Raw genomic sequence first — 20779 nt, forward strand, 5'->3', positions numbered from 1 at the left:
TGTCTCCCGCGCCCAAGCGCGACATTATTATTAATTTCAGAATTCTATTACTAAAGTTCGAAATTCGATCAGCACACCGGCATGGTGTCGTGCTGATCGGCAAAGCGCTGGCGGATTTCCAACACCTCAGGCCACTCTTCGAACAACGCCGCCACACAACGCGGATCAAAGTGCTTGCCCGCGCCTTCCTCCAGAAATTTGCGCGCGTCCTCAAGTGACCATGCCTTCTTGTAAGGACGCTCCGAGGTCAGGGCGTCAAAGACATCCGCCACTGCGACGATGCGACCAAACAGGGGAATGTCCTCACCCTGAATACCCGCCGGATAACCACTGCCATCAAACTTTTCATGGTGGCTCTGCGCAATCATCGCGCCGGCCTTCATGATCTCGGAGTGGCTGCCCGCCAGCAGGTCATACCCCAGCTGGGCGTGGCGTTTCATGATTTCGAACTCTTCCGGCGTCAGCCGCCCCGGCTTCAGCAGGATGTAATCCGGGATGGCGATCTTGCCCACATCGTGCATCGGCGCCGCTTCCAGAATGAGCTTCTGGGTCGATTCGTCCAGTCCGAGGGCACGTGCAATGAGGCGCGAATAATGCGCCATGCGCTGGATATGTGCCCCGGTTTCCGGATCGCGGAACTCGGCGGCCCGTGAAATACGGAAAATCAGCTCTTTTTCGCGATCGCAGATTTCCTGCGTCTGCTCGGCCACCAAGGAAGCCAGATGCTGGGCGCGATCAGCCAGGAATTTCTGGCCGGTGCGCAGGTCCAGCATGTTGCGCACACGCGCCGTGAATTCCACACGATCGATCGGCTTGTTCAGGAAATCATTGGCCCCGCCGCTCAGTGCCTCGTAGCGCACATCCTTCTGGTCATTGGCCGTCACCATCAGGACCGGGATTTCAGCGCGTCCGTCCAGGGCGCGGAAGGTACGGATGAATTCCAGACCATCCATGTCCGGCATCATGTAATCGACGATCACCAGATCGGGGATATGGGTCTGGCACCACTCGACCGCTTTCAGGGGATGATCGAACAAGACCGGATTGCAATTACCCAGCTTCAAGACCAAGGCCTTGATCAAGGTCAGATTGATGTCGCTGTCGTCGACGATCAGGACGGTATGCATAGGGTAATTCCGCAACGAGTTGCCAGTTCAGGGAAGTATATAATGCCGCGCCATGAAACTGCTTTTTGATCTCTTTCCCGTCATCCTCTTTTTTGGGGCCTTCAAGTACTCGGAAAAGCATCCGGAGACTGCGGCAGACCTGCTCACCAGCCTGCTCGGCAGCGCGGCGGTCGACCTCAAGCAAGCCCCGATTCTGCTGGCGACCGTGGTGGTGATTGTGGCCACCGTGGCCCAGATCGTCTGGGTACGCATTCGACACGGCAAGGTCGACAAGATGCTCTGGATCAGCCTCGGGCTGGTTGTCGTGTTTGGCGGCCTGACCCTATTTTTCCAGAACGAGGCCTTCATCAAATGGAAGCCGACCCTGCTCTATTGGGTGTTCGCCGGCAGCATGGCCTTCTCCTCGCTGGTGCTCAAAAAGAACGCCATCCGCACCATGCTGGGCGAACAGATGACGCTGCCCGAGCCGATCTGGGCGCGCGTCAATCTGGCCTGGATCGCTTTTTTCGCCGCCATGGGCGTGCTGAATCTGGTCATCGCCTTCAATTTCCCGACCGATACCTGGGTCAATTTCAAACTCTTCGGGGGCATGGGCCTCATGCTGCTGTTCGTCCTGGCGCAAGGCATGCTGCTCTCGAAATACATTGAGGAAGACAAGTAATGCTCTACGTGATCATCGGCGAAGACCGCGCCAATTCGCTGGAAGCCCGCCTCGCCGCCCGTCCGGCCCACCTGGAACGTCTGCAGGCCCTGCAGGCGGAAGGCCGCCTGTTCGTTGCCGGCCCCTGCCCGGCCATCGACTCGCCGGACCCGGGCCCGGCCGGTTTCTCCGGCAGCATCATCATTGCCGAATTCGCCTCGCTCGAAGCCGCTCAAACCTGGGCCGATGCCGACCCCTACATTGCCGCCGGCGTCTACGAGAAAGTCACCATCAAGCCCTTCAAGAAGGCGTTGCCGGCGTGAGTCAGGACACCGTTGCCCTGCTGCGCGAGCGCCTGAGCACGCTCGCCCCGCTGAGCACTGAAATCATCGACGAGTCGCACCTGCATGCCGGTCATGCCGGTGCGCGCGACGGCGGCGGGCATTACCGTCTGCATATCGTCGCCGAGGCCTTCGCGGGGAAAAACACCCTCGCCCGGCATCGTCTGGTCTATGCTGCTGCCGGTGACTTGATGCGAGTCAAGATTCATGCGTTGATCATCGAAGCCAGAACGCCGGCAGAAGTATAATCGTCCGGCTTTTTCCCGATTTCCAAAGGATACACATCCATGCGCAAGCTTTCCCGTCTGTCCGCCCTGCTCATCGCCGGTGCCGTGATGACTGCTCCGGTCTTGGCCGCCGACAAGGCCAAGGCTCTGGCCACCGTGAATGGTCAGCCGATTTCGCAAGCCGTGTTCGACACCATCGTCGCCGAGCAGACCAGCAAAGGCGTGCCCGATACCCCGCAACTGCGTGAATCGATCAAGGATCAACTGATTGCCCGCGAACTCCTGGTGCAGGAGAGCAAGCGCAAGGGCTTCGACAAGAAGAGCGAGATCCAGCTGCAGATCGAAGCTGCCCGCCAGGCCGTGCTGGTCAATGCGCTGCTCACCGATACCGTCCGCAGCAACCCGGTCAGCGATGCCCAGCTCAAGGCGGAATACGATCTGATCAAGCAAAACCTCGGTGGCACCGAATACCGCAGCCGCCACATCCTGGTCGAGAGCGAGGCAGAAGCCAAGGCCATCATCGCCAAGCTGAACAAGGGCGAAAAGATTGCTGACCTGGCCAAGGACTCCAAGGACCCGGGTTCCCGCGAAACCGGTGGTGACCTCGGCTGGAGCACCCCGGGCAGCTACGTGAAGCCGTTTGCTGACGCGCTGGTTTCCCTCAAGAAGGGTGAATTCACCAAGGATCCGGTGCAGAGCCAGTTCGGCTGGCACGTGATCCAGCTCGAAGACACCCGCGACCTGACCCCGCCGCCGTTCGAGCAGGTTCGTCCGCAACTGCTGCAGCGCGCCAATCAGCAGAAGGTTGAAAGCCTGGTGCAGGAACTGCGCAAAAAGGCCAAGATCAACTGATCGACACCTGCCTTGACCCAACAAAAGCCCGCTTCGGCGGGCTTTTTCACATCCGGAACTTGATGCAGATTCAGGCAATCCGAGGCCGTTGACCGCAGGATGCCGGAATCATGCGTTTTCATTTTTTGCTGCTCTGCCTGCTGCCCCTGCTGGCCTGCTCTGCCCGGGCAGCCCAACTGCTGCAGCCGCTGATCGACCGAGCCCCGGCCGGCAGCACCCTGATCCTGACACCCGGTGAATATTTCGGGCCGGCACGCATCACCAAACCGCTCACCCTCGAAGGACGCGGCCAGGCGATCATCGATGCGGGTGGCCGCGGCACCATCCTGCACATCCAGGCTGACGACGTCACGGTCCGCGGCCTGACCCTGCGCAACAGCGGGCAGTCACACGATGCCATTGATGGGGGCATCATGGCCGAAGGCCATCGACTGCGCATCGAAAACAACCGGATCGAGAATGTGCTCTTCGGCATTTCACTGCACAAGAGCGAAGACAGCCTGATCCGCGCCAATCACATTCGCTCCTTGCCGGTCGATGCAGCGGACCGCGGCGACGGCGTGCGTCTCTGGTACAGCCGCCATAACCGCATCGAAAACAACGATATTGCCCAGATCCGCGACATCACGGTCAGCAATGCCACCCACAACCGCTTTATCGGGAATACGGTCCGCCAAAGCCGACGTGCACTCAATCTGCTCTTCGCGCATCGCACCCTGATCGAAGGCAACCGCTTCGAGAACAACTCAACCGGCATCGTCGCGCTCAACTCCGAAGGGCTGCTCATCCGCGGCAACCGCATCCTGCATGCCATGGACCCGTCCGGGGCCGGCGTGGCGCTCAAAGAGACATCGGCTGCCCTGGTGGATGGCAACGAGATTGTGCATTGCGCCCACGGCATCATGGCCGACTCCCCCACGCACCCGCAAAGCCGCATCGTCTTTCACAACAACACGGTCGCCCACAACGTCACCGGCATCTACTTTTACGGCGTGAAAGGCGGCCACATCGCCCTCAACAACCGCTTCAAGGGCAACCTGTGGCCCGTCACCATCATTGGTGACGGCAATCCGATGGATGATGTCTGGTGGGGGAATACCTGGGACGACTACCAGGGGTTCGACCGCAATCATGACGGGATTGGCGACACCCCGCATGAACTCTATGCCTACGCCGACCGGATCTGGATGGAAACGCCGGCTGCACGCTTTTTCCGCAATGCGCCGGTGCTCGAACTTCTGGATTTTCTTGAACGCCTGGCCCCGTTTTCAGCCCCGGCGCTGATCCTGCGCGACCCGGCGCCGCGCATGACGCCACACGCTCAGTGAAGCCAGTCGAGCAAATCCTCGATCAGGTCATCCACCTCGACGAGTGAAATACCCAGTTGGCTGGCCGCACCGGGCGCCGCCTTGACCCACTCCATGTCTGCCAGACCACCATGCTGCAGACGGATCACATGCTCGGCGAGCACGCAAACGGCAATTGCATTGCGCACCGGTTCCGAGCAGAGTTTGTCCTCAAAGACGACGTAATCATGGTGATGCAGGATGGCTTCGGCCACGAAGTCCGGCAGATTCCAGCGCTTGGCCAAGAAATAGCCGACGATGGCATGGCTGGTGCCCAAGTGCGCTTCTTCAACTGCACTAAAATTGTGGAATTCTTCGCCATTGGCCAGGGCCAGCACGGACTTCGCCTGGGGAAAACGCTTCATGATCAGCGGGATGCCGCAATCGTGAAACAGGCCGAAGGTATACGCGACATCGGGCCGCATGCAGCGCAAGCGACGGGCGATTTCGGCAGAAACCCGCGCGGTCTGGGCCGAACTGTCCCAAAAACGCTCCAGGGAAACGGACTGCCCTTCTTCCATGGCCACCTTGAGCAACTGGCCGATAACGAGGTTGAGCACCTGCTGCGTGCCGAGGACATTCAAGGCCTGGATGACCGAGGTGAACTGACGTCCGCCGCTCAGGGCCGGAGAATTGGCCAACTGCATCAGTTGACCGGAGAGCCCGACATCGCGGGCAACCAGGCGGGCGATTTCCCGCTGATCGACCGTTTCCTTGCGCAATTCACGGTCAATATCCATCAGGATGGCCGGACAGGGGGGAATATCGATCCCCTGCAACAACAAACTCAACTGCCCTTCGTCAGAGACTGCATTCATTTGGCGTACTCCCTCGCGATAGCCGAAAGGGTACGCCGAATGACGATTGTTTCAAATCCGACAAAAGTTATAGTTGATAGGCATCGCCCCCGCCCTGCATGGCCATCTCGACAACGCGCCGGTCCAGATGCGGCGCAAACAGGCCGATCAGATCATAGTCATACCGGCGCAGGTAACTGCCCCTGCGCAGGGCGAGCCGGGTCGTGTTCGACTCGAAGAGATGCCCGGCATCCAGGGCCACCAGACCGGCATCGCGCTGAGCGTCAAAAGCCAGGGCCGAGATGATGCCGAGACCGAGACCAAGGCTGACATACGTCTTGATCACGTCGGCATCCAGGGCGGTCAAGGCGATATTGGGCTGACTACCGATCCGCTCGAAGGCCCGGTTGATCCGGGAACGTCCGGTAAACGCCGTGTCGTAGGTGATCAACGGCCACTTGACCAGTTCCTGCAACGAGAGTGGCCCGGTCGCCAGAATGGGATGGCCCTCGGGGGCGATGACGCAGTGGCTCCACTGGCGTACCGGCAGGGTGACCAACTGGGGATATTGATCCAGGGCCTCGGTCGCAATCCCGAGATCGGCCTCCCCCGCCACCACCCACTCGGCAATCTGCGTCGGGCTGCCCTGGTGCAGCTCAAGCCGGACATGCGGATGCTGGGCCACGAAGTCGCGCACCACCAGCGGCAAGGCATAGCGCGCCTGCGTATGCGTCGCGGCCAGGACCAGACGACCGCTGTCGCCCGCCGCATATTCGGCACTCGCACGCTTGAGGTTTTCCGCTTCGCGCAGGATGCGCTCTGCAATGGCCAGCACTGCCTTGCCGGGTTCGGTAACGCCGGTAAAGCGCTTGCCGCTGCGTTCAAAGATGGCAATCCCGAGTTCGTCCTCCAGCAACTTCACCTGTTTCGAGATGCCCGGCTGCGAGGTGTAGAGGCTCTCGGCCGCCTCGGAAACATTGAGGCCCTGACGCTGGATTTCGACGATGTAGCGGAGCTGTTGAAGTTTCATGGATCGCTTAATAACCAAAGTTTATAACAATCTAACGCAATATTCTTTTTGTTTCAAACGAAGGCCCGTAAGATGCGCGGCCATGGACTATCTCTATACCCTTTCCGGCTTTGCGGTCGGCGCCATTGTCGGTCTGACCGGCGTCGGTGGCGGCTCGCTGATGACCCCGCTGCTCGTGCTGCTGTTTGGCGTGCATCCCGCCACGGCGGTCGGTACCGACCTGCTCTATGCCGCCATGACCAAGGCTGGCGGCACGGTCGCGCACGGACGGAAGGGCCATATCGACTGGGCCATCACCGGCCGGCTCGCCGCCGGCAGCATTCCGGCTGCCGCCATCACCATTTATGTCCTGTCCCAGCTGCCCAAGGGCAGCAACGCGATTGGCGCGATCATTTCGCACGGCCTGGGTTTTGCGCTGATGCTCACTGCCGTGGCCATCCTGTTTGGCCGCAAGCTGCGGGAGTACGCAGCCCAGCACGAAGAATCCGAATTCCGTCGTTGCTGCCTGCCCAAGGTTACCGTGCTGGTGGGCGCCATTCTCGGCGTGCTGGTCACGATTTCCTCCGTCGGCGCGGGCGCGCTGGGGGTGGCGGCCCTGTTCTTCCTGTATCCCAAACTGTCGCCGGTCAAGATTGTCGGCTCCGACGTGGACCATGCCGTGCCGCTCACGCTGGTGGCCGGCCTCGGTCACTGGTTACTCGGCGGCGTTGACTGGTCCCTGCTCGGTGCCCTGCTGCTCGGTTCACTGCCGGGCATCTGGCTCGGCAGCCATCTTTCTGCCAAGGTGCCGGAACATATCCTGCGCCGCATCCTGGCCTCCATGCTGGTGCTGATCGGCACCAAGCTGGTCCTTGCTTAAGGTTTTCCCCAAGGAATCATCATGTATAAATACGATGCCATCGACCGCCAGTTGATCAACGAGCGCGTCGCCCAGTTCAGAGATCAGGTTCGCCGCTGGAAAGCCGGCGAGCTGGCCGACGATGAATTCCGTCCGCTGCGCCTGCAGAACGGCCTGTACATCCAGCGCCACGCGCCGATGTTCCGGATTGCCGTGCCCTACGGCATGCTCAGCGCCGACCAGCTGCGCAAGATGGCCCATCTGGCCCGCACCTACGATCGCGGCTACGGCCACTTTACGACCCGCCACAATCTGCAGCTGAACTGGCCGAAGATCGAGGATGTGCCCGAGATGCTCGCCGAGCTGGCGACGGTCGACCTGCATGCGATCCAGACTTCCGGCAATTGCCTGCGCAACATCACCACCGACCAGTTTGCCGGTGTGGCCGCCGACGAGATCATCGACCCGCGCCCGCTGGCCGAAATCATGCGCCAATGGACGACCTTCCATCCGGAATTCGCCTTCCTGCCGCGCAAGTTCAAGATCGCCATTTCCGGCACGCAGGAAGACCGCGCGGTCACCTGGTTCCACGATATCGGCCTGCACCTGAAGCAGGTCGATGGTCAGGTCGGCTTCACGGTCATCGTGGGCGGCGGCCTGGGCCGTACGCCGATTCGCGGCCAGATCATTCGTGACTTCCTGCCCTGGCAGGACATCCTCTCCTATTGCGAAGCCATCCTGCGCGTCTATAACCGCTATGGCCGCCGCAACAACGCCTACAAGGCGCGCATCAAGATCCTCGTCCAGGCGCTCGGCATCGAGGCTTTCCGCGAACAGGTCGACGCCGAATGGGCGCACGGCAAGGGCGGTCCGATGACCCTCACCCAGGCCGAATACGACCGCGTTGCCGCCCACTTCACCGCACCGGCCTATGCCGCCCTGCCGACGGTCGACGCCGGTTTCGAGGCCAAAAAGACCGCTGACAAGGCCTTCGCCCGCTGGGTCGAGCGCAACACGCACGCCCACAAGGTGCCGGGCTACGCCGCCGTCACCCTGTCGCTCAAGAAGCACGGCATCGCCCCGGGCGACATCACTGCTGAACAGATGGATCTGGTGGCCGATCTGGCCGACCGCTACAGCTTCGGCGAGCTGCGCATCAGCCACGAGCAGAACATCATCCTGGCCGACGTCAAGCTGGGCGACCTGCACGAGGTCTGGGAGAAGGCCCGCGCCGCCGGCCTCGCCACGCCGAACATCGGCCTGCTCACCGGCATGATCTGCTGCCCGGGCGGCGATTTCTGCGACCTGGCCAACGCCAAGTCCATCCCCATCGCCACGGCCATCCAGGCCCGTTTCGACGACCTCGATTACCTCTTCGACATCGGCGAGATCGACCTCAACATCTCCGGCTGCATGAACGCCTGCGGCCACCACCATGTCGGCCACATCGGCGTGCTGGGGGTCGACAAGAACGACGCCGAGTTCTATCAGGTCACCCTCGGTGGCCGCCAGGGCAATGATGCCAAGCTCGGCAAGGTGATCGGCCCCTCCTTCTCGGCAGAAGAAATGCCGGACGTCGTCGAAAAGATCATCAAGGTCTACCTCGGCAACCGTCACGAGGATGAACGCTTCATCGACACCTTTGACCGTATCGGCCTCGATCCCTTCAAGAACCTCGTTTATGAAGGCCGCGCCCACGGCAAGGCCAAATCCGCTGAAAAGGAGACCGCATAATGGCCCAACTGATCCAGAACCAGTCCGCTGCGGTCGACACCTGGCAGACCCTCGAATTGGCTGAAGGCGACACGCCGGAAAGCATCGCCCTGCCCGCCGGCAACCTGATCGTTCCGCTCGCCGTCTGGCAAGCCCGCCAGGGCGAACTGGCCGGCCGCGAACAACTCGGTCTGTTGCTGCAACCGGCTGACCGCGTCGAAGACGTGGCCGCCGACCTGAAGCGCTTTGCCATCATCGCCGTGAATTTCCCGAAGTTCGTCGATGGTCGCGGCTACTCCACCGCCAGCCTGATCCGCCAGCGCTACGGCTACACCGGCGAACTGCGCGCCGTCGGCGACGTGCTGCACGATCAGCTTTTCTTCATGCGCCGCGTCGGTTTCAACAGCTTTGCGCTGAAGGATGGCAAGAACATCAGCTACGCACTGGAAGCCGGTTTCACGACCTTCTCGGATGCCTACCAGGGCGCCACCAGCGAACCGCAACCCTTCTTCCGCCGCCGCGCCTGAGGACTTGCCGATGAATCCCGCCCTGCTCAACGTCACGCCGGCACTCGCTGCCAGCACCGCCGAGAAGGCTGCCCAAGCCGCAGCCCTGCTCGCCGAGATCGCCCGTGAGTTTCCGGCCTGCGCCTTTGCCAACAGCCTGGGTGCCGAAGACATGGTCCTCACCGACCTCATCGTCAAGGCCAAGCTGCCCATCGAAATCTTCAGCCTCGATACCGGCCGCCTGCCGCTGGAAACCTACGACCTGATGGCGACGGTCGACACCCACTACGGCCTCAAATTGAAGCTCTACTTCCCGCAGGCCGAAGAAGTCGAAAGCTACGTCCGCCAGCACGGCATCAACGCTTTCTACGATTCCGTGACGCTGCGCAAGGCCTGCTGCTACGCGCGCAAGGTCGAGCCGCTCAAGCGCGCCCTGGCCGGCAAGCAAGCCTGGATCACCGGGATGCGTGCCGAACAGGCCGCCACCCGCGGCAACCTGGCTGTGCGCGAGTACGACGAAGGCAATGGGCTGGAAAAATTCAACCCGCTCTCCGCATGGTCTGAAAAGGAAATCTGGGCCTACATCAAGGAACACGGCGTCCCCTACAACGCCCTGCACGACAAGTTCTACCCCAGCATCGGCTGCGCCCCCTGCACGCGCGCCATTTCGCTGGGCGAGGACGTCCGCGCCGGTCGCTGGTGGTGGGAAAACCCGGAATCCAAGGAGTGCGGCCTGCACGTCAAGGGATAAACGCCCCGACACGCCCACCCGCCCGGGCTTCCCGGGTGCGAGCCCCCAAAAAGCCCTGAAATATCAGGGCTTTTTGTATTTCAAGCCTTCAATAATTCGAAAAAATCTGAACATAAAACAGGTGCCGCCCCCCTTCACAAGATGGCCGGCAGCGGTAATATAAACATCACTTTTTCGTAACACAGGAGGCCTAGCAGTGAAAGTCACGACCACGATCAAACGCGGTGCCGAATATGTGTGTGTGAAGTTCGGCGCAGTTGTCACCGCCATCGAACAGGTGGCCATCGTCAAAGGATTGGCGATGTGGGAAGTCGAGCGCGAAATCGGCGGCGGCGCCCGCAAGCGCATGATTGTCCCCGCCCGCTCACTGATGCCCCTGCCCAACCCAACCTGATACGAAAATCCAGCGCGCCCGATAATTACTGACTCACCGGTCACTAACTGTTACACAGCGCTACACATCGTATGCTGCAATGCACAACGAGTTGGAGGATACTGAGGTCTGTCTCCTCCTCCAACCCCTGAATGGATTGGATTTCACGCCCGCCTCGCGCGGGCGTTTTTTTGTCTGGAGAAAATGCTGAGTTGCTGCCCGAATATCTCAAAACGAGCCAATGCTGTTTTTCGAGACGAAAGATAACTATGCCTGGTTATCAACACCCTGTTGAGGGTTGACAGTGCTGTAAGCGTTTTAGTGTGCCGTGCTATTCGAAAATACATTCATAACGACCACACCGGAAACAATCAGGCCCATACCGAGCAATGCCGGCATGTCCAGTTTCTGATCAAACACGAACCAGCCGGCCAAGGTGATGAGAACAATACCAACGCCAGACCAAACGGCATATGCAACACCGACCGGAATCACCCGAAGCGTTAATGAAAGCAGGTAGAAGGCAGCAGCGTAGCCGGCAACAACGACCAGTGATGGCAGCAGTCGCGTGAAGTTCTCACTCAATTTCAGTGCGGAAGTGGCAACCGTTTCGCAAATAATCGCCACCAACAGAAGCAGCCAGGTTTTCATACTCGTTCCTACCAATGCACGCAGGGGGACGACTCAACTGAGCCACCCCCGAATGACACAAGAAATATCCGCGATACTAATGCGGAATCAAGCTACGCTGTAGCGCTCCAACCAGTGCGCATACGGTGCCGGCAAGACCCAGGATGGCTTGTCTTTGGCAAGCGCCTTAGCCGCCTGATAGGCCCAATTCGGATTGGCTAGATGAGCGCGGCCAATCATTACTAGGTCCATCTGCTTGTCCACGACCACACGCTCCGCAGTGGCCGGCAAGTCGATTCCCCAGGAGGAAGCGACAGGTAAGCCGGTCGCATTGCGTACATTCTCGGTAATGGGCGCCAGGAAAGCGGGAGCCCAGGGAATATTGGCCTTCGGTGTCGAGAAGCCCATGCTCACGCTCAGCATATCCAGACCGGCTTTGCGAAAAGCGATGGACAGCTCAATCGCTTCGGCAAGGGTTTCGTCGTCCCGGCCATCAAACTCGATGACGCCAAAACGGGCGGTCAATGGCAAGTGCTCGGGCCACACTTCCCGGACGGCGGCCAGGGTCTCCAACAGGAAGCGGCTGCGTCCCGCATAGTCACCACCATACTGGTCGGTGCGCTGATTGGCATGTACGGAGAAGAAGCTCTGCGCCAGATAGCCGTGGGCAAAGTGCAATTCCAGCCACTCGAACCCGGCCTCACGTGCCCGACGCGCTGCCGTGACAAAGTCATCGCGGACGCGTGCAATATCTTCCTGAGTCATGGCTTTGGGCACCTTGGGCAAATTGGCACCAAAGGCAACAGCCGAGGGTGAAAGGGTGTTCCAGCCTCTCGGGTCGCCCTCGGCAATATGGTCATCGCCTTCCCAAGGAAGATTGGCGCTGGCTTTGCGGCCGGCATGGCCAATTTGAATGCCGGGAACGGCGCCTCCCGCCTTGATGGCAGCAGCGACCTTGGCGAGTCCGGCAGCCTGGGCATCGTTCCACAAGCCGAGGCAAGCCGGCGTGATACGGCCTTCGGGGGCAACACCGGTCGCCTCCACAATCACCAGCCCGGCACCGCCACGTCCGAGGCTGGCGTAATGCACTTCATGCCAGTCGTTCACCATCCCATTGACGGCGCTGTACTGGCACATGGGCGGGATAGCAATCCGATTGCGCAGGGTAACGTCTTTCAGTTTGAAACTCGAAAACAATCCGGACATATGAATAGGCTCCTGAAACAGCAGCAGCACATCAGGGTGACGTGCCGAAAAAATGAGGCTCGAGGCGCGCTGCCTATTGAGCAAACAGCTTCACGACGCTGGTCAGATGTTCGTTCCCCAAGCCTTGGGTAACCGCATCAGCAAACACTTGATGGGCGGCGGCCAGTGTCGGCACAGACTTTGGGGAAGCTGCTGAAGCCAACACGTAGGCAAAGTCTTTCTCGACCAGTTCCACCGGAAACTGGGGCGTGAAATCGCCAGCCAGCATACTGTCGGCAGCGCGTTTGGCGAAGGGGCTGCACACCACGGTTCCAGCGACGGCCTGAAGAATCTGAGCGGTATCCGCACCGGAGCGCTGGAGGATGTTCACGAGTTCGGCCATCGCGGTCACCTGAATACCGAGCAGGGCATTGGTGGTCAGCTTGGTCATGGCAGCACTCCCAACCGGCCCGACCGGATGGATAGCACCCCCCATTAACGCCAGCAGCGGCTCAGCCTGTTTTACTACCACTGCGTCACCACCCACGAAATAGATGAGCTGGCCTGCGTCCGCTTGTGGGCGTGAGCCGGATACCGGCGCCTCCAGAAACAGCATACCGGCAGCCTTAAAGGCTTGGCCAAGTTCGACGACCCAACGATGCGATAGCGTCGAACTCTCAATAGCGATGCTCCCATGGCGCATCCCCATCAAAGCACCGCTCTCTGTGTCGAGCCAAATCTGCCGGGAAGCCTCGTCATCACGCACCATGGTAATGACGAAGTCGGCAGATTGGGCAGCAGCACGTGGCGTTGGCGCAATCTGGGCCCCAAGTTTGGCCAGTGCTTCGCTGGCCGCAGATGAACGATTCCAGACGGTGACCTGCTGTCCGGCCTGAAGGAGACGGGAGGCCATTCGGCTGCCCATCGCACCCAAACCCAAAAAGGCAATGTGTGACATTTGCTTCCCTTGTTTATTGAGCAGCTAGTTTGGCTTGGCGAGCCGCAGCCACCATGCCATCTAGCCAATCCTGATGGCCGTTAATCATCGGGTTCGGTTTGGCTTGGGCCAGCGCTTGCGCTGGCTTCCCTACCTGGGTTTCCTGCGTAAGGATGCGAACACGACCCGCAGACAGTTCCTCAATTAACCACGCATGGTGAACATCGAGACGGTCTTCCTGCGTCGAGCCCGCCCAGCCATGCCAGGCAATCCGTGCTGCTTGGCCGACTACCGGCGCAACGTGCTCAACGACCTGTGCTTCAACGGGGAAACCGAAGGTTTCGAAGTAGAAGCGGTCACCCAGGGCCAGCTCCGGACCTTTGCCGTCGTAAAAACGGGTATTGGCTGAGTTGGCGTAATAGGTTGGCCACAGGTACGGGGTGTTCAGGAAGGGCCAAAGCTCTTCGGCCGTCAGTCCGGTGACGATGACTTCGTTGGAGCAGTAGTTGTCGGTGAAACCGGGCACATAACCAGCCGGCCAAAGAATGTCGCTCATGGTGATTTCCTCTATCAAGTCGTGGCAAAAGTGCCGATGGGGTGCACTGTACTTTCGACACTCGAATGAATAAATTACCTTAAAATCACATTATTTATTACATACACGAACAACTGATGCGCACTTTCGATAACACTCAGGTCGGCAGCATCGAGCTCTTTTGCAAGGCCGCCGAATTGGGCAGTTTCTCCGCGGCGGCTGAAGCGATGGGACTAACGCCGGCTTCGGTCAGTCGTTCCATCAAGCGTCTGGAAGAGCGGCTGGGGGTGCGCCTCTTCTCGCGGACGACACGTAATGTACGGCTCACCAGTGAGGGCGAACTCTATTGGCAAGAATGCCGGCAGGCGCTGGAGCAGATTGCCGAGGCTGAACGGGCCATCACAGGGAATCAGAAAGTCCCCAGCGGATTGCTGCGCATCAGCGTCGGGACGTTGTATGCCAATTACCGCCTTCTCCCGATGCTGCACCATTTCACCACGGCGTATCCTCAGATTGAACTGGAACTAAGTCTGTCCAACCGGGTGGCTGACATTGTCGATGAGGGGTACGACCTAGCCATCCGGATTGGTACGCCCCAGGACTCACGCCTGATTGCGCACAAGCTGGAAGACGCGACGGTCGGCATCTTTGCGACACCGGACTACCTGGCTCGCAAAGGTATTCCCGAACACCTTGATGACTTGGCAAAGCACGACTGCCTGCAATTCATTCTGCCGACTACCGGACGGGCCATGCCCTGGATACTGAAGATGCCGGACGGGCAGGAGATGGATTATGGGTTCCGCAGCCGTTTCCGCCTGCTTGATGATGCGTTTGGCTGCATCAGTTGGGGCAACGCTGGAGGTGGCCTGTTCCAGACCTATCACTTCATCGCAGGAGCGGCAGTGGCTCGCGGCGAATTGATTGAAGTACTGCAAGGGTATGGCGGAAGGTCGCGTCAGTTTTCTGTCACATATCCGCAAAACAGGCATTTGTCTGCCAGGGTGAGAGCGTTTGTGGACTTCATGCTGGAGAGGCTTCGCCACCCAGCCAGGACTCTGTAGTGAAATGCTTTAATCGCTGATGCGCCGACCGCTTTGAAATCGAAGCAGTCATTTGGACGTCTCAATGTTCACCTGGCTGACAGTCAGCTTGTGGTCGAACCCCGCCCCTCCCTACCCGCCTATTCAGCAGCCTGTTCGAAATACCCCCGCGCCATCTCCTCCGCTGCCGCCCACAGGGCCGGGGCGCCGCGTTCGATGGGGGGTTGGCAACGGGCTTTGATCTGGTCGAACGTGACGGCACATTCGATCCAGGTGCCGCCGTCGGTGGCGGCGTTGTGGAGCATGGGCTGGAAGCGGTCCAGGGCTTTGGCGAACTGGGCATCTGCGCTTTCTGCCGCTTCGAACTCGAACCACAGGTCACGGAATTCGGCTGCCTGCGCGTCGGGCAGCAGGCCAAACAGGCGCTCGGCAGCCAGGCGCTCACGGTCGGCCTGGCCGACGTGGGTTTCCGGTGCATGGAAAGGCACGTCGCCCGCGTCGATTTCGACGATGTCATGGATGAGCAGCATTTTGACCACCCGCGCGACGTCGACCGTCGCCGCCGCATAATCCGCCAGCACGAGGGCGTAGAGGGCCAGGTGCCAGGAATGTTCGGCGCTGTTCTCCCGGCGTGAGCGGTCGATCAACGGCGTCAGGCGGATCACGGATTTGAGTTTGTCGATTTCCTGCAGGAAAGCCAGTTGTTTAGCCAGGGTGCTCGGGATCACGATCGTTAGCCTGCTTGCGAAAACGGAGGCGGCAGTCTAGCAGAGCCCCCTGCTTCAGGACCAGACGACCCGCCCCTGCGTCAGTTCGCCGATCTCGGCCTGCCAATCCACGGCCTGCGCCGTACGGAGCCGGACCTCAAAACACACGGTACTACCGTGCTGGACACGCAACAGCTGCGCCCCCGCCCGCTCGATCTCCCGTCTGAGCAGCCCTTCCTGCGCATAGGGCACGGTGCAGGCCAGCACTGTCTGCGCGATACGCGGAATTTTCTCGGCACTTTTAAGGGCCTGGGCCACGCAGTCGGTATAGGCGCGCACCAGGCCGCCCGCGCCCAGCTTGACGCCACCGTAATAGCGCACCACGGTGGCCAGCGCCCCCTCCAGACCCTGATGCCGCAAGACATCCAGCATCGGGCGCCCGGCCGTCCCGCTCGGTTCGCCATCATCCACGGCAGCGGATTGGCCGCCTGCCAGCAAGGCCCAGCAAACATGCGCCGCCCCCGGATGTTCGGCACGCAAGGCGCTCACGATGGCCTGCGCCTCGCTGCGATCATGCACCGGCTGCACACAGCCGATGAAGCGGCTTTTCTTGATCAGCAAGGCGCTGCACACCGGCACCGCCAGGGTGTACACCTCGCTCACCCAGCCCCCCCATCCGCGCTCCCCGCCCCGCTGTTCAGCGCCGGATAGGCGCCCTGGGCGATCAAGGCGGCGTCGATGGCGAGCAAACGCTTGCGGGTGGCGGCGTCAAGCGATGCCGGATAGACCGGCTCGCAACGCACATGCAGATCACCGGCCGGCTGGCTGCCGCGACCGGGATAGCCCACACCTTTCAGGCAGAGGGTGCGCGGCGCCACCGCGCCGGGCGAGAGGGAATGGGGCAGCATCCCCAGCAAACCCGGAATCTGGATGTCGCCGCCGGCCAGCAGGCTGAGCGCACTGACCGGCACAACGACGTGCACATCCCGCCCGTGCCGCTCAAAAACGGGGTGGGCTGCAAGCAGGATGGTCACATAGGCATCGCCGGCCGGCCGGTCACCCTGCGCGGCCTGCCCCTGCCCCGCAAGGCGCAGGTCATCCCCGGGCAGCAGGCCCGGTGGAATACGCACAACCAGATCGACCTCGCTCGGCAACTGGCCGCTGCCTTCACACGCCGGACATTGGCGCTCGGTGAACAGACCCTTGCCCGCGCAGGCGGGGCAATGCACCAGACCCCGTTCGCGATCATGCAGCCGGCCACTGCCATGGCACGCGTCGCAGAAACGGGTGCGGGAGAGGCCGGACTCCCCACTGCCGTCGCAGGTTTCACAGGTCGTATGGCGTGTCACGCGCAGGGTCTTGCGACAACCCACCGCGGCTTCTTCAAGACTGAGTGTCAGGCTGAGCCGGATATCCGGCATCGGTGGCGAGGCAGGCGCGTGCGGCGCCGGCGCATCGGGTTCCGGTGTTGCCTCATCCGGCTCGGCATCTTCCGCTGCGTCCTCCCCCGCCTGTGCAGCCAGCAGGGTGTCGTAAGCGGCGGCGATGGCCTTGAAACGCTCGGTGGCCTCCGGGTGATCGCAGCGGTCCGGATGCCAGCGCATGGCCAGGCGGCGATACGCTCGTTTCCACTCGGCCGGCGTGCTCTCCGGTGCCAGACCCAGCAATGCGAGCGCTTCAAGCATGAGCGGCGGTCAACGGTCCAGCAAGGCCTGAATCTGCGCGCGTAGCTCGGCCACTTCGGCCTCAAGCGCCTCAACCCGGCGAGCCAGATCCCCCGATTCGCGCGGCGCAGCAGCGGCCCCCGGCATCACCTCCGGCACGCCGCTCAGGCAATGCATCCAGCGATTTTCACGGGCGCCGGGCAGGCGCGGCAACTGAATGACCAGCGGGCCGCCCTCGCGCTCGGCCAGTTCCTCCAGAAACGCCTCGACCGATGAAATATCGGCAAAGCGATGCAGACGCTCGCTGTTGAGGCGCAACTCGCCCGCCGTCTGCGGGCCACGCAGCATCAACACGGCGATCAGGGAGGCTGCCTGCCCCGGCACGCCCAACCCTTTTTCCAGGCGATGTTCGTAGCGCGTCACCCGGCTGCCGCTGACCTCAGCCACCAAACCCCGCTCGCGCAGGGCTTCGAGGGCCTGAACAAGCTCTGCTTCCTGCACCTCGATCACCGGATGCCGGCTGGTTTTCTGGTTGCACCCGGCCTGCAGGGCATTGAGGGAAAGTGGGTAGGTATCCGGCACGGTGCGCTGTTTTTCAAACAGGGTGCCGAGGATGCGCGTTTCAATCAGGGAAAGTTCGGGCAACGTCGAGAGATCGGTCATGATTCGCAGTCCGGTTATCGTGCATGGCAAAATGGTGGCCTGCCGACGGTCGACCGTCGGACAACCCGCATTTTGCAAAGCCTGAAGTTTATGACATCTCGCCGTTCCTCCGGTCTCTTTGCCCGCCTCAAAGCGCGCTTTTTTCCGGCCCCCGCCGCGCTCGACGAGTACGGACGCGCCCGCCAGCTGATCGAGGCCGTCGATCGCGGCGGCATTCCGCTCAATGCGGCCCGCGTCAATCAGATCGCCCGCGATCTCGGGCTGGAGGTGTCACGCAAGGCCGCGATCGAGGACACCTTGGCACGCATTCGCGCCGCGCTGGCACGGCAGCCGGGCAGCGCCGCGTGAGCAAACCCTGGTTTCTCTATCTGATCGAATGTCGGGATGGCAGCATCTATACCGGCATCACAGTCGACGTGGCGGCGCGCTATGCGGCCCATGTTGCGGGGACGGGCGCCCGCTATACGCGCAGCCATCCGCCGGCCAACCTGCTGGGTTGGGAATCCCACCCGGATCGCGCCAGCGCCAGCCGGGCCGAATACCGGATCAAACAACTGAGTGCGACGGAGAAGCGACGCTATGCCGCGACGCTCCAGCCGGGCACACCGGAAGCGCTCAGCCCTGCCCTGACGGCTTGACGGGATCGGCCGTCGGGTCCTCGGCATCGACAATGCCCCAATCGCCCCAGGTGTACCAGTCATCCCCCAGCATTTCCGCCGGATGCTGCGTCCGCCCCGAACCATTGCCGCATTGCAGCGAATTGGCCGGACAGTATTTATCGCAGCCCCAGCAGATGCGCTCCGGGTGTTTGGGATGGAGAGGAAAACGCTTGGCCATGCGGCCTCCGCTCAAGCGAAAAGATCAGGATACCGCGACCGGCTCGCCCGTCGCAAAGAAAGCGCCGCCAGCGACGTAATGCAGGGTACGTGCGGCGTCGGTATCAAAATGCCAGCGCCCCTGGCTGAAGACGGCGGGATCGGCCCACGCCGCCACCACCTCGCCGATAAAGAGATCGTAGCGCTGCTGGTTGTGCGCCTCAGGCAGCACCTTGCACTCCAGGCAGGCCGCGCAGCCGGCAATCAGCGGCGCCCCCACCTGGCTGGCCGCCAGCGGCGAGAGGCCGGTCAGCACGAACTTGTCGCCATCGCGCCCGCTTTGCGAGCCGGCCGCCAAGACCCGTTCGGCCTGCGCCCGCACCGGAATGCTGAGAACAAACTCGCCGGAAGCCTCGATCAATTCGCGCGTCAGCGTCTGCGCATCGATCACCACCGCCACCTTGGGCGGCGAAAAATCGAGCGGCATGGCCCAGGCAGCCGCCATGACATTCTGACGCCCCGCCGCAGCGCTGGAAACCAGCGTCACCGGGCCATGATTCAAAAGCAGATAGGATTTATCGAGCGGAACGGCAGCGTAATGATGCATGGCGGACTCCGGAAAAACAAAAAGCGTCCGATTGGACGCTTTCTGTAGGTTGTCATACTGGCGGAGACGGAGGGATTCGAACCCTCGATGCAGGTTTTGCCCGCATGCTCCCTTAGCAGGGGAGTGCCTTCGACCTCTCGGCCACGTCTCCATGCCTCGGACAACGAGGCGCGAATGATATAGAGTTCGCGCCCGTTGGTCAAACCTTATTGATCCAGACCGAAGGCGCGGTGCAGGACGCGGACGGCCAGCTCCAGGTACTTCTCGTCGAGGACGACGGAAATCTTAATCTCGGAGGTGGAGATCATCTGGATGTTGATGCCTTCGTCAGCCAGGGCCTTGAACATCTTGGAGGCCACGCCCGGGTGGGAGCGCATGCCGACGCCAACGGCGGAGACCTTGCAGATCTTGTTGTCGCCGGTCACTTCGCGCGCACCCAGCTTGGCCTTGACGTCTTCCAGGATGGCCTGGGCCTTGGCGAAATCGCCACGGTTGACGGTGAAGGAGAAGTCGGTGGTGCCATCGTGGCCGACGTTCTGGATGATCATGTCGACGTCGATGTTGGCTTCAGCGATGGAGCCCAGGATCTGGTAGGCGATGCCCGGGGTATCGGGAACGCCGAGAACGGTCAGCTTGGCTTCGTCGCGGTTGAAGGCGATGCCGGAAATGATCGGTTGTTCCATGTTCTTGTCTTCCTCAACAGTAATCAGCGTGCCCTCGCCTTCATCCTGGAAGCTGGACAGCACGCGCAGTTTGACCTTGTACTTGCCGGCGAATTCGACGGAGCGGATCTGCAGCACCTTGGAGCCGAGGCTGGCCATTTCCAGCATTTCCTCGAAGGTGATGGTGTCGAGCTTCTTCGCTTCCGGCACAACGCGCGGATCGGTGGTGTAGACACCATCGACGTCGGTGTAGATCTGGCATTCGTCGGCCTTCAGGGCAGCCGCCAGGGCCACGCCGGAGGTATCGGAACCGCCACGACCCAGCGTGGTGATGTTGCCGTCGGCATCAACACCCTGGAAGCCTGCCACGACGACGACCTTGCCGGCGTCGAGATCACGACGCATGTTGGATTCGTCGATCGACAGGATGCGGGCCTTGGTGAAGGTGCTGTCGGTCAGGACCTTGACCTGGCCACCGGTGTAGCTCTTGGCCGGGACACCGATTTCCTTGAGGGCCATCGACAACAGGCCAATGGTGACTTGCTCGCCGGTGGAGCAGATCTGATCCAGCTCGCGCGGATCGGGATTGGCCTGAATTTCCTTGGCCAGCGCGATCAGCTTGTTGGTTTCACCGCTCATTGCGGAAACGACCACCACCACCTGGTGCCCTTGCGCGTGGAACTTGGCAACGCGCTTGGCGACATTCTTGATGCGCTCGGGATTGCCGACCGACGTGCCGCCGTACTTCTGAACAATCAACGCCATGGATTTGTCCGTTTAAACGTTGTAA

Annotated in this window: 27 protein-coding genes and 1 tRNA gene; 13 read left to right on the forward strand and 15 right to left on the reverse strand. The window is 61.2% G+C overall.

From position 1 onward, the window contains the following. Positions 1–68 precede the first annotated feature (68 nt). The gene (locus tag AACO21_RS03555; protein WP_346191114.1) at positions 69–1127 is read right to left on the reverse strand and encodes a two-component system response regulator; all 1059 of its coding nucleotides are present in this window, start codon (positions 1125–1127) and stop codon (positions 69–71) included. A gap of 52 nt (positions 1128–1179) precedes the next feature. Between AACO21_RS03555 and AACO21_RS03560 the strand changes: the two genes are divergently transcribed. The 5 genes from AACO21_RS03560 to nosD all read left to right on the forward strand — a co-directional run bounded on the left by AACO21_RS03560 (position 1180) and on the right by nosD (position 4515). Beyond that, positions 1180–1788, forward strand: coding sequence for a septation protein A (locus AACO21_RS03560; protein ID WP_346191115.1), 609 nt, complete (start codon positions 1180–1182; stop codon positions 1786–1788). Then, on the forward strand, positions 1788–2090 hold the full coding sequence (locus AACO21_RS03565) for a YciI family protein (RefSeq protein WP_346191116.1): 303 nt from the start codon (positions 1788–1790) through the stop codon (positions 2088–2090). The genes AACO21_RS03560 and AACO21_RS03565 overlap by 1 nt, the downstream gene beginning before the upstream one ends. Further along, positions 2087–2356: a BolA family protein gene (locus AACO21_RS03570; RefSeq protein WP_346191117.1), complete on the forward strand. Its 270-nt coding sequence runs from the start codon at positions 2087–2089 to the stop codon at positions 2354–2356. Before AACO21_RS03565 ends, AACO21_RS03570 begins: the two co-directional genes overlap by 4 nt. A gap of 39 nt (positions 2357–2395) precedes the next feature. Beyond that, positions 2396–3187 (forward strand): peptidylprolyl isomerase, encoded by a 792-nt coding sequence (locus AACO21_RS03575; protein WP_346191118.1) that lies wholly within the window; start codon positions 2396–2398, stop codon positions 3185–3187. Positions 3188–3297: 110 nt separating this feature from the next. Continuing rightward, positions 3298–4515, forward strand: coding sequence for a nitrous oxide reductase family maturation protein NosD (gene nosD / locus AACO21_RS03580; RefSeq protein WP_346191119.1), 1218 nt, complete (start codon positions 3298–3300; stop codon positions 4513–4515). Here the strand turns inward: nosD and AACO21_RS03585 are convergent. Further along, positions 4509–5351 (reverse strand): HDOD domain-containing protein, encoded by an 843-nt coding sequence (locus AACO21_RS03585; protein ID WP_346191120.1) that lies wholly within the window; start codon positions 5349–5351, stop codon positions 4509–4511. The genes nosD and AACO21_RS03585 overlap by 7 nt on opposite strands. Positions 5352–5418: 67 nt before the next feature. Continuing rightward, on the reverse strand, positions 5419–6360 hold the full coding sequence (locus AACO21_RS03590; RefSeq protein WP_346191121.1) for a CysB family HTH-type transcriptional regulator: 942 nt from the start codon (positions 6358–6360) through the stop codon (positions 5419–5421). An 82-nt stretch (positions 6361–6442) separates the two neighbouring features. Here AACO21_RS03590 and AACO21_RS03595 point away from each other — a divergent pair, with 82 nt between their 5' ends. From AACO21_RS03595 to AACO21_RS03615, 5 genes are all read left to right on the forward strand, one after another. Further along, positions 6443–7219 carry a sulfite exporter TauE/SafE family protein gene (locus AACO21_RS03595; RefSeq protein ID WP_346191122.1) on the forward strand — a complete coding sequence of 259 codons (777 nt, stop codon included), beginning with the start codon at positions 6443–6445 and terminating at the stop codon, positions 7217–7219. A 21-nt stretch (positions 7220–7240) separates the two neighbouring features. Next, the gene (locus AACO21_RS03600) at positions 7241–8932 is read left to right on the forward strand and encodes a nitrite/sulfite reductase (RefSeq protein ID WP_346191123.1); all 1692 of its coding nucleotides are present in this window, start codon (positions 7241–7243) and stop codon (positions 8930–8932) included. After that, positions 8932–9438: a DUF934 domain-containing protein gene (locus AACO21_RS03605; RefSeq protein WP_346191124.1), complete on the forward strand. Its 507-nt coding sequence runs from the start codon at positions 8932–8934 to the stop codon at positions 9436–9438. The genes AACO21_RS03600 and AACO21_RS03605 overlap by 1 nt, the downstream gene beginning before the upstream one ends. A gap of 10 nt (positions 9439–9448) precedes the next feature. Continuing rightward, on the forward strand, positions 9449–10168 hold the full coding sequence (locus tag AACO21_RS03610; protein ID WP_346191125.1) for a phosphoadenylyl-sulfate reductase: 720 nt from the start codon (positions 9449–9451) through the stop codon (positions 10166–10168). Between the two features lie 196 nt (positions 10169–10364). Further along, positions 10365–10562 (forward strand): hypothetical protein, encoded by a 198-nt coding sequence (locus AACO21_RS03615; RefSeq protein WP_346191126.1) that lies wholly within the window; start codon positions 10365–10367, stop codon positions 10560–10562. A 297-nt stretch (positions 10563–10859) separates the two neighbouring features. On the opposite strand, the gene AACO21_RS03620 is transcribed toward AACO21_RS03615, so the two are convergent. The 4 genes from AACO21_RS03620 to AACO21_RS03635 all read right to left on the reverse strand — a co-directional run bounded on the left by AACO21_RS03620 (position 10860) and on the right by AACO21_RS03635 (position 13849). Next, the gene (locus tag AACO21_RS03620; RefSeq protein ID WP_346191127.1) at positions 10860–11192 is read right to left on the reverse strand and encodes an SMR family transporter; all 333 of its coding nucleotides are present in this window, start codon (positions 11190–11192) and stop codon (positions 10860–10862) included. 87 nt (positions 11193–11279) lie between these two features. Then, entirely contained in the window at positions 11280–12377 is a 1098-nt protein-coding gene (locus AACO21_RS03625; protein WP_346191128.1) for an NADH:flavin oxidoreductase/NADH oxidase, read from the reverse strand. A gap of 73 nt (positions 12378–12450) precedes the next feature. Then, positions 12451–13314: an NAD(P)-dependent oxidoreductase gene (locus AACO21_RS03630; protein ID WP_346191129.1), complete on the reverse strand. Its 864-nt coding sequence runs from the start codon at positions 13312–13314 to the stop codon at positions 12451–12453. Positions 13315–13327: 13 nt separating this feature from the next. Beyond that, positions 13328–13849, reverse strand: a complete 522-nt coding sequence (locus tag AACO21_RS03635) for an SRPBCC domain-containing protein (protein WP_346191130.1) — start codon at positions 13847–13849, stop codon at positions 13328–13330. A gap of 116 nt (positions 13850–13965) precedes the next feature. Between AACO21_RS03635 and AACO21_RS03640 the strand changes: the two genes are divergently transcribed. Beyond that, complete coding sequence (locus tag AACO21_RS03640; RefSeq protein ID WP_346191131.1) at positions 13966–14892, forward strand: LysR family transcriptional regulator; 927 nt, start codon at positions 13966–13968, stop codon at positions 14890–14892. Between the two features lie 119 nt (positions 14893–15011). Here the strand turns inward: AACO21_RS03640 and AACO21_RS03645 are convergent, their stop codons facing one another. Genes AACO21_RS03645 through AACO21_RS03660 form a run of 4 tightly spaced genes read right to left on the reverse strand, consistent with a single transcriptional unit; the run spans position 15012 to position 17905 of the window. Then, on the reverse strand, positions 15012–15599 hold the full coding sequence (locus AACO21_RS03645) for an HD domain-containing protein (protein WP_346191132.1): 588 nt from the start codon (positions 15597–15599) through the stop codon (positions 15012–15014). Positions 15600–15653: 54 nt separating this feature from the next. After that, positions 15654–16241: a YigZ family protein gene (locus AACO21_RS03650; RefSeq protein WP_346191133.1), complete on the reverse strand. Its 588-nt coding sequence runs from the start codon at positions 16239–16241 to the stop codon at positions 15654–15656. Further along, entirely contained in the window at positions 16238–17263 is a 1026-nt protein-coding gene (locus AACO21_RS03655) for a J domain-containing protein (RefSeq protein WP_346191134.1), read from the reverse strand. Before AACO21_RS03655 ends, AACO21_RS03650 begins: the two co-directional genes overlap by 4 nt. Before the next feature lie 9 nt (positions 17264–17272). Next, positions 17273–17905 carry a YceH family protein gene (locus AACO21_RS03660; RefSeq protein WP_346191135.1) on the reverse strand — a complete coding sequence of 211 codons (633 nt, stop codon included), beginning with the start codon at positions 17903–17905 and terminating at the stop codon, positions 17273–17275. A gap of 90 nt (positions 17906–17995) precedes the next feature. On the opposite strand from AACO21_RS03660, the gene AACO21_RS03665 reads away from it, so the two are divergent. Further along, complete coding sequence (locus AACO21_RS03665; RefSeq protein WP_346191136.1) at positions 17996–18253, forward strand: hypothetical protein; 258 nt, start codon at positions 17996–17998, stop codon at positions 18251–18253. After that, positions 18250–18543: a GIY-YIG nuclease family protein gene (locus tag AACO21_RS03670; protein WP_346191137.1), complete on the forward strand. Its 294-nt coding sequence runs from the start codon at positions 18250–18252 to the stop codon at positions 18541–18543. Before AACO21_RS03665 ends, AACO21_RS03670 begins: the two co-directional genes overlap by 4 nt. On the opposite strand, the gene AACO21_RS03675 is transcribed toward AACO21_RS03670, so the two are convergent. From AACO21_RS03675 to AACO21_RS03690, 4 genes are all read right to left on the reverse strand, one after another. After that, complete coding sequence (locus tag AACO21_RS03675) at positions 18521–18742, reverse strand: DUF3079 domain-containing protein (protein WP_346191138.1); 222 nt, start codon at positions 18740–18742, stop codon at positions 18521–18523. The genes AACO21_RS03670 and AACO21_RS03675 overlap by 23 nt on opposite strands. Before the next feature lie 24 nt (positions 18743–18766). Further along, positions 18767–19327 carry a flavin reductase family protein gene (locus AACO21_RS03680; protein ID WP_346191139.1) on the reverse strand — a complete coding sequence of 187 codons (561 nt, stop codon included), beginning with the start codon at positions 19325–19327 and terminating at the stop codon, positions 18767–18769. A gap of 58 nt (positions 19328–19385) precedes the next feature. Further along, positions 19386–19478, reverse strand: a tRNA-Ser gene (locus tag AACO21_RS03685). A 55-nt stretch (positions 19479–19533) separates the two neighbouring features. Continuing rightward, complete coding sequence (locus AACO21_RS03690) at positions 19534–20754, reverse strand: aspartate kinase (RefSeq protein ID WP_346191140.1); 1221 nt, start codon at positions 20752–20754, stop codon at positions 19534–19536. Positions 20755–20779 lie beyond the last annotated feature (25 nt).

Origin of the sequence: Dechloromonas sp. ZS-1, from assembly GCF_039649255.1 — a bacterium.
Taxonomy (GTDB): domain Bacteria; phylum Pseudomonadota; class Gammaproteobacteria; order Burkholderiales; family Rhodocyclaceae; genus Azonexus.

Excerpts from the sequence above, each read along its gene's own strand:
- AACO21_RS03660 (WP_346191135.1), bottom strand. The coding sequence starts at position 17,905 with ATGACCGATCTCTCGACGTTGCCCGAACTTTCCCTGATTGAAACGCGC.
- AACO21_RS03560 (WP_346191115.1), top strand. The coding sequence starts at position 1,180 with ATGAAACTGCTTTTTGATCTCTTTCCCGTCATCCTCTTTTTTGGGGCC.
- AACO21_RS03680 (WP_346191139.1), bottom strand. The coding sequence starts at position 19,327 with ATGCATCATTACGCTGCCGTTCCGCTCGATAAATCCTATCTGCTTTTG.
- AACO21_RS03565 (WP_346191116.1), top strand. The coding sequence starts at position 1,788 with ATGCTCTACGTGATCATCGGCGAAGACCGCGCCAATTCGCTGGAAGCC.
- AACO21_RS03620 (WP_346191127.1), bottom strand. The coding sequence starts at position 11,192 with ATGAAAACCTGGCTGCTTCTGTTGGTGGCGATTATTTGCGAAACGGTT.
- AACO21_RS03605 (WP_346191124.1), top strand. The coding sequence starts at position 8,932 with ATGGCCCAACTGATCCAGAACCAGTCCGCTGCGGTCGACACCTGGCAG.
- AACO21_RS03690 (WP_346191140.1), bottom strand. The coding sequence starts at position 20,754 with ATGGCGTTGATTGTTCAGAAGTACGGCGGCACGTCGGTCGGCAATCCC.
- AACO21_RS03635 (WP_346191130.1), bottom strand. The coding sequence starts at position 13,849 with ATGAGCGACATTCTTTGGCCGGCTGGTTATGTGCCCGGTTTCACCGAC.
- AACO21_RS03585 (WP_346191120.1), bottom strand. The coding sequence starts at position 5,351 with ATGAATGCAGTCTCTGACGAAGGGCAGTTGAGTTTGTTGTTGCAGGGG.
- AACO21_RS03655 (WP_346191134.1), bottom strand. The coding sequence starts at position 17,263 with ATGCTTGAAGCGCTCGCATTGCTGGGTCTGGCACCGGAGAGCACGCCG.
- AACO21_RS03575 (WP_346191118.1), top strand. The coding sequence starts at position 2,396 with ATGCGCAAGCTTTCCCGTCTGTCCGCCCTGCTCATCGCCGGTGCCGTG.
- AACO21_RS03555 (WP_346191114.1), bottom strand. The coding sequence starts at position 1,127 with ATGCATACCGTCCTGATCGTCGACGACAGCGACATCAATCTGACCTTG.
- AACO21_RS03595 (WP_346191122.1), top strand. The coding sequence starts at position 6,443 with ATGGACTATCTCTATACCCTTTCCGGCTTTGCGGTCGGCGCCATTGTC.
- AACO21_RS03675 (WP_346191138.1), bottom strand. The coding sequence starts at position 18,742 with ATGGCCAAGCGTTTTCCTCTCCATCCCAAACACCCGGAGCGCATCTGC.
- nosD (WP_346191119.1), top strand. The coding sequence starts at position 3,298 with ATGCGTTTTCATTTTTTGCTGCTCTGCCTGCTGCCCCTGCTGGCCTGC.
- AACO21_RS03590 (WP_346191121.1), bottom strand. The coding sequence starts at position 6,360 with ATGAAACTTCAACAGCTCCGCTACATCGTCGAAATCCAGCGTCAGGGC.
- AACO21_RS03625 (WP_346191128.1), bottom strand. The coding sequence starts at position 12,377 with ATGTCCGGATTGTTTTCGAGTTTCAAACTGAAAGACGTTACCCTGCGC.
- AACO21_RS03600 (WP_346191123.1), top strand. The coding sequence starts at position 7,241 with ATGTATAAATACGATGCCATCGACCGCCAGTTGATCAACGAGCGCGTC.
- AACO21_RS03610 (WP_346191125.1), top strand. The coding sequence starts at position 9,449 with ATGAATCCCGCCCTGCTCAACGTCACGCCGGCACTCGCTGCCAGCACC.
- AACO21_RS03640 (WP_346191131.1), top strand. The coding sequence starts at position 13,966 with ATGCGCACTTTCGATAACACTCAGGTCGGCAGCATCGAGCTCTTTTGC.
- AACO21_RS03665 (WP_346191136.1), top strand. The coding sequence starts at position 17,996 with ATGACATCTCGCCGTTCCTCCGGTCTCTTTGCCCGCCTCAAAGCGCGC.
- AACO21_RS03630 (WP_346191129.1), bottom strand. The coding sequence starts at position 13,314 with ATGTCACACATTGCCTTTTTGGGTTTGGGTGCGATGGGCAGCCGAATG.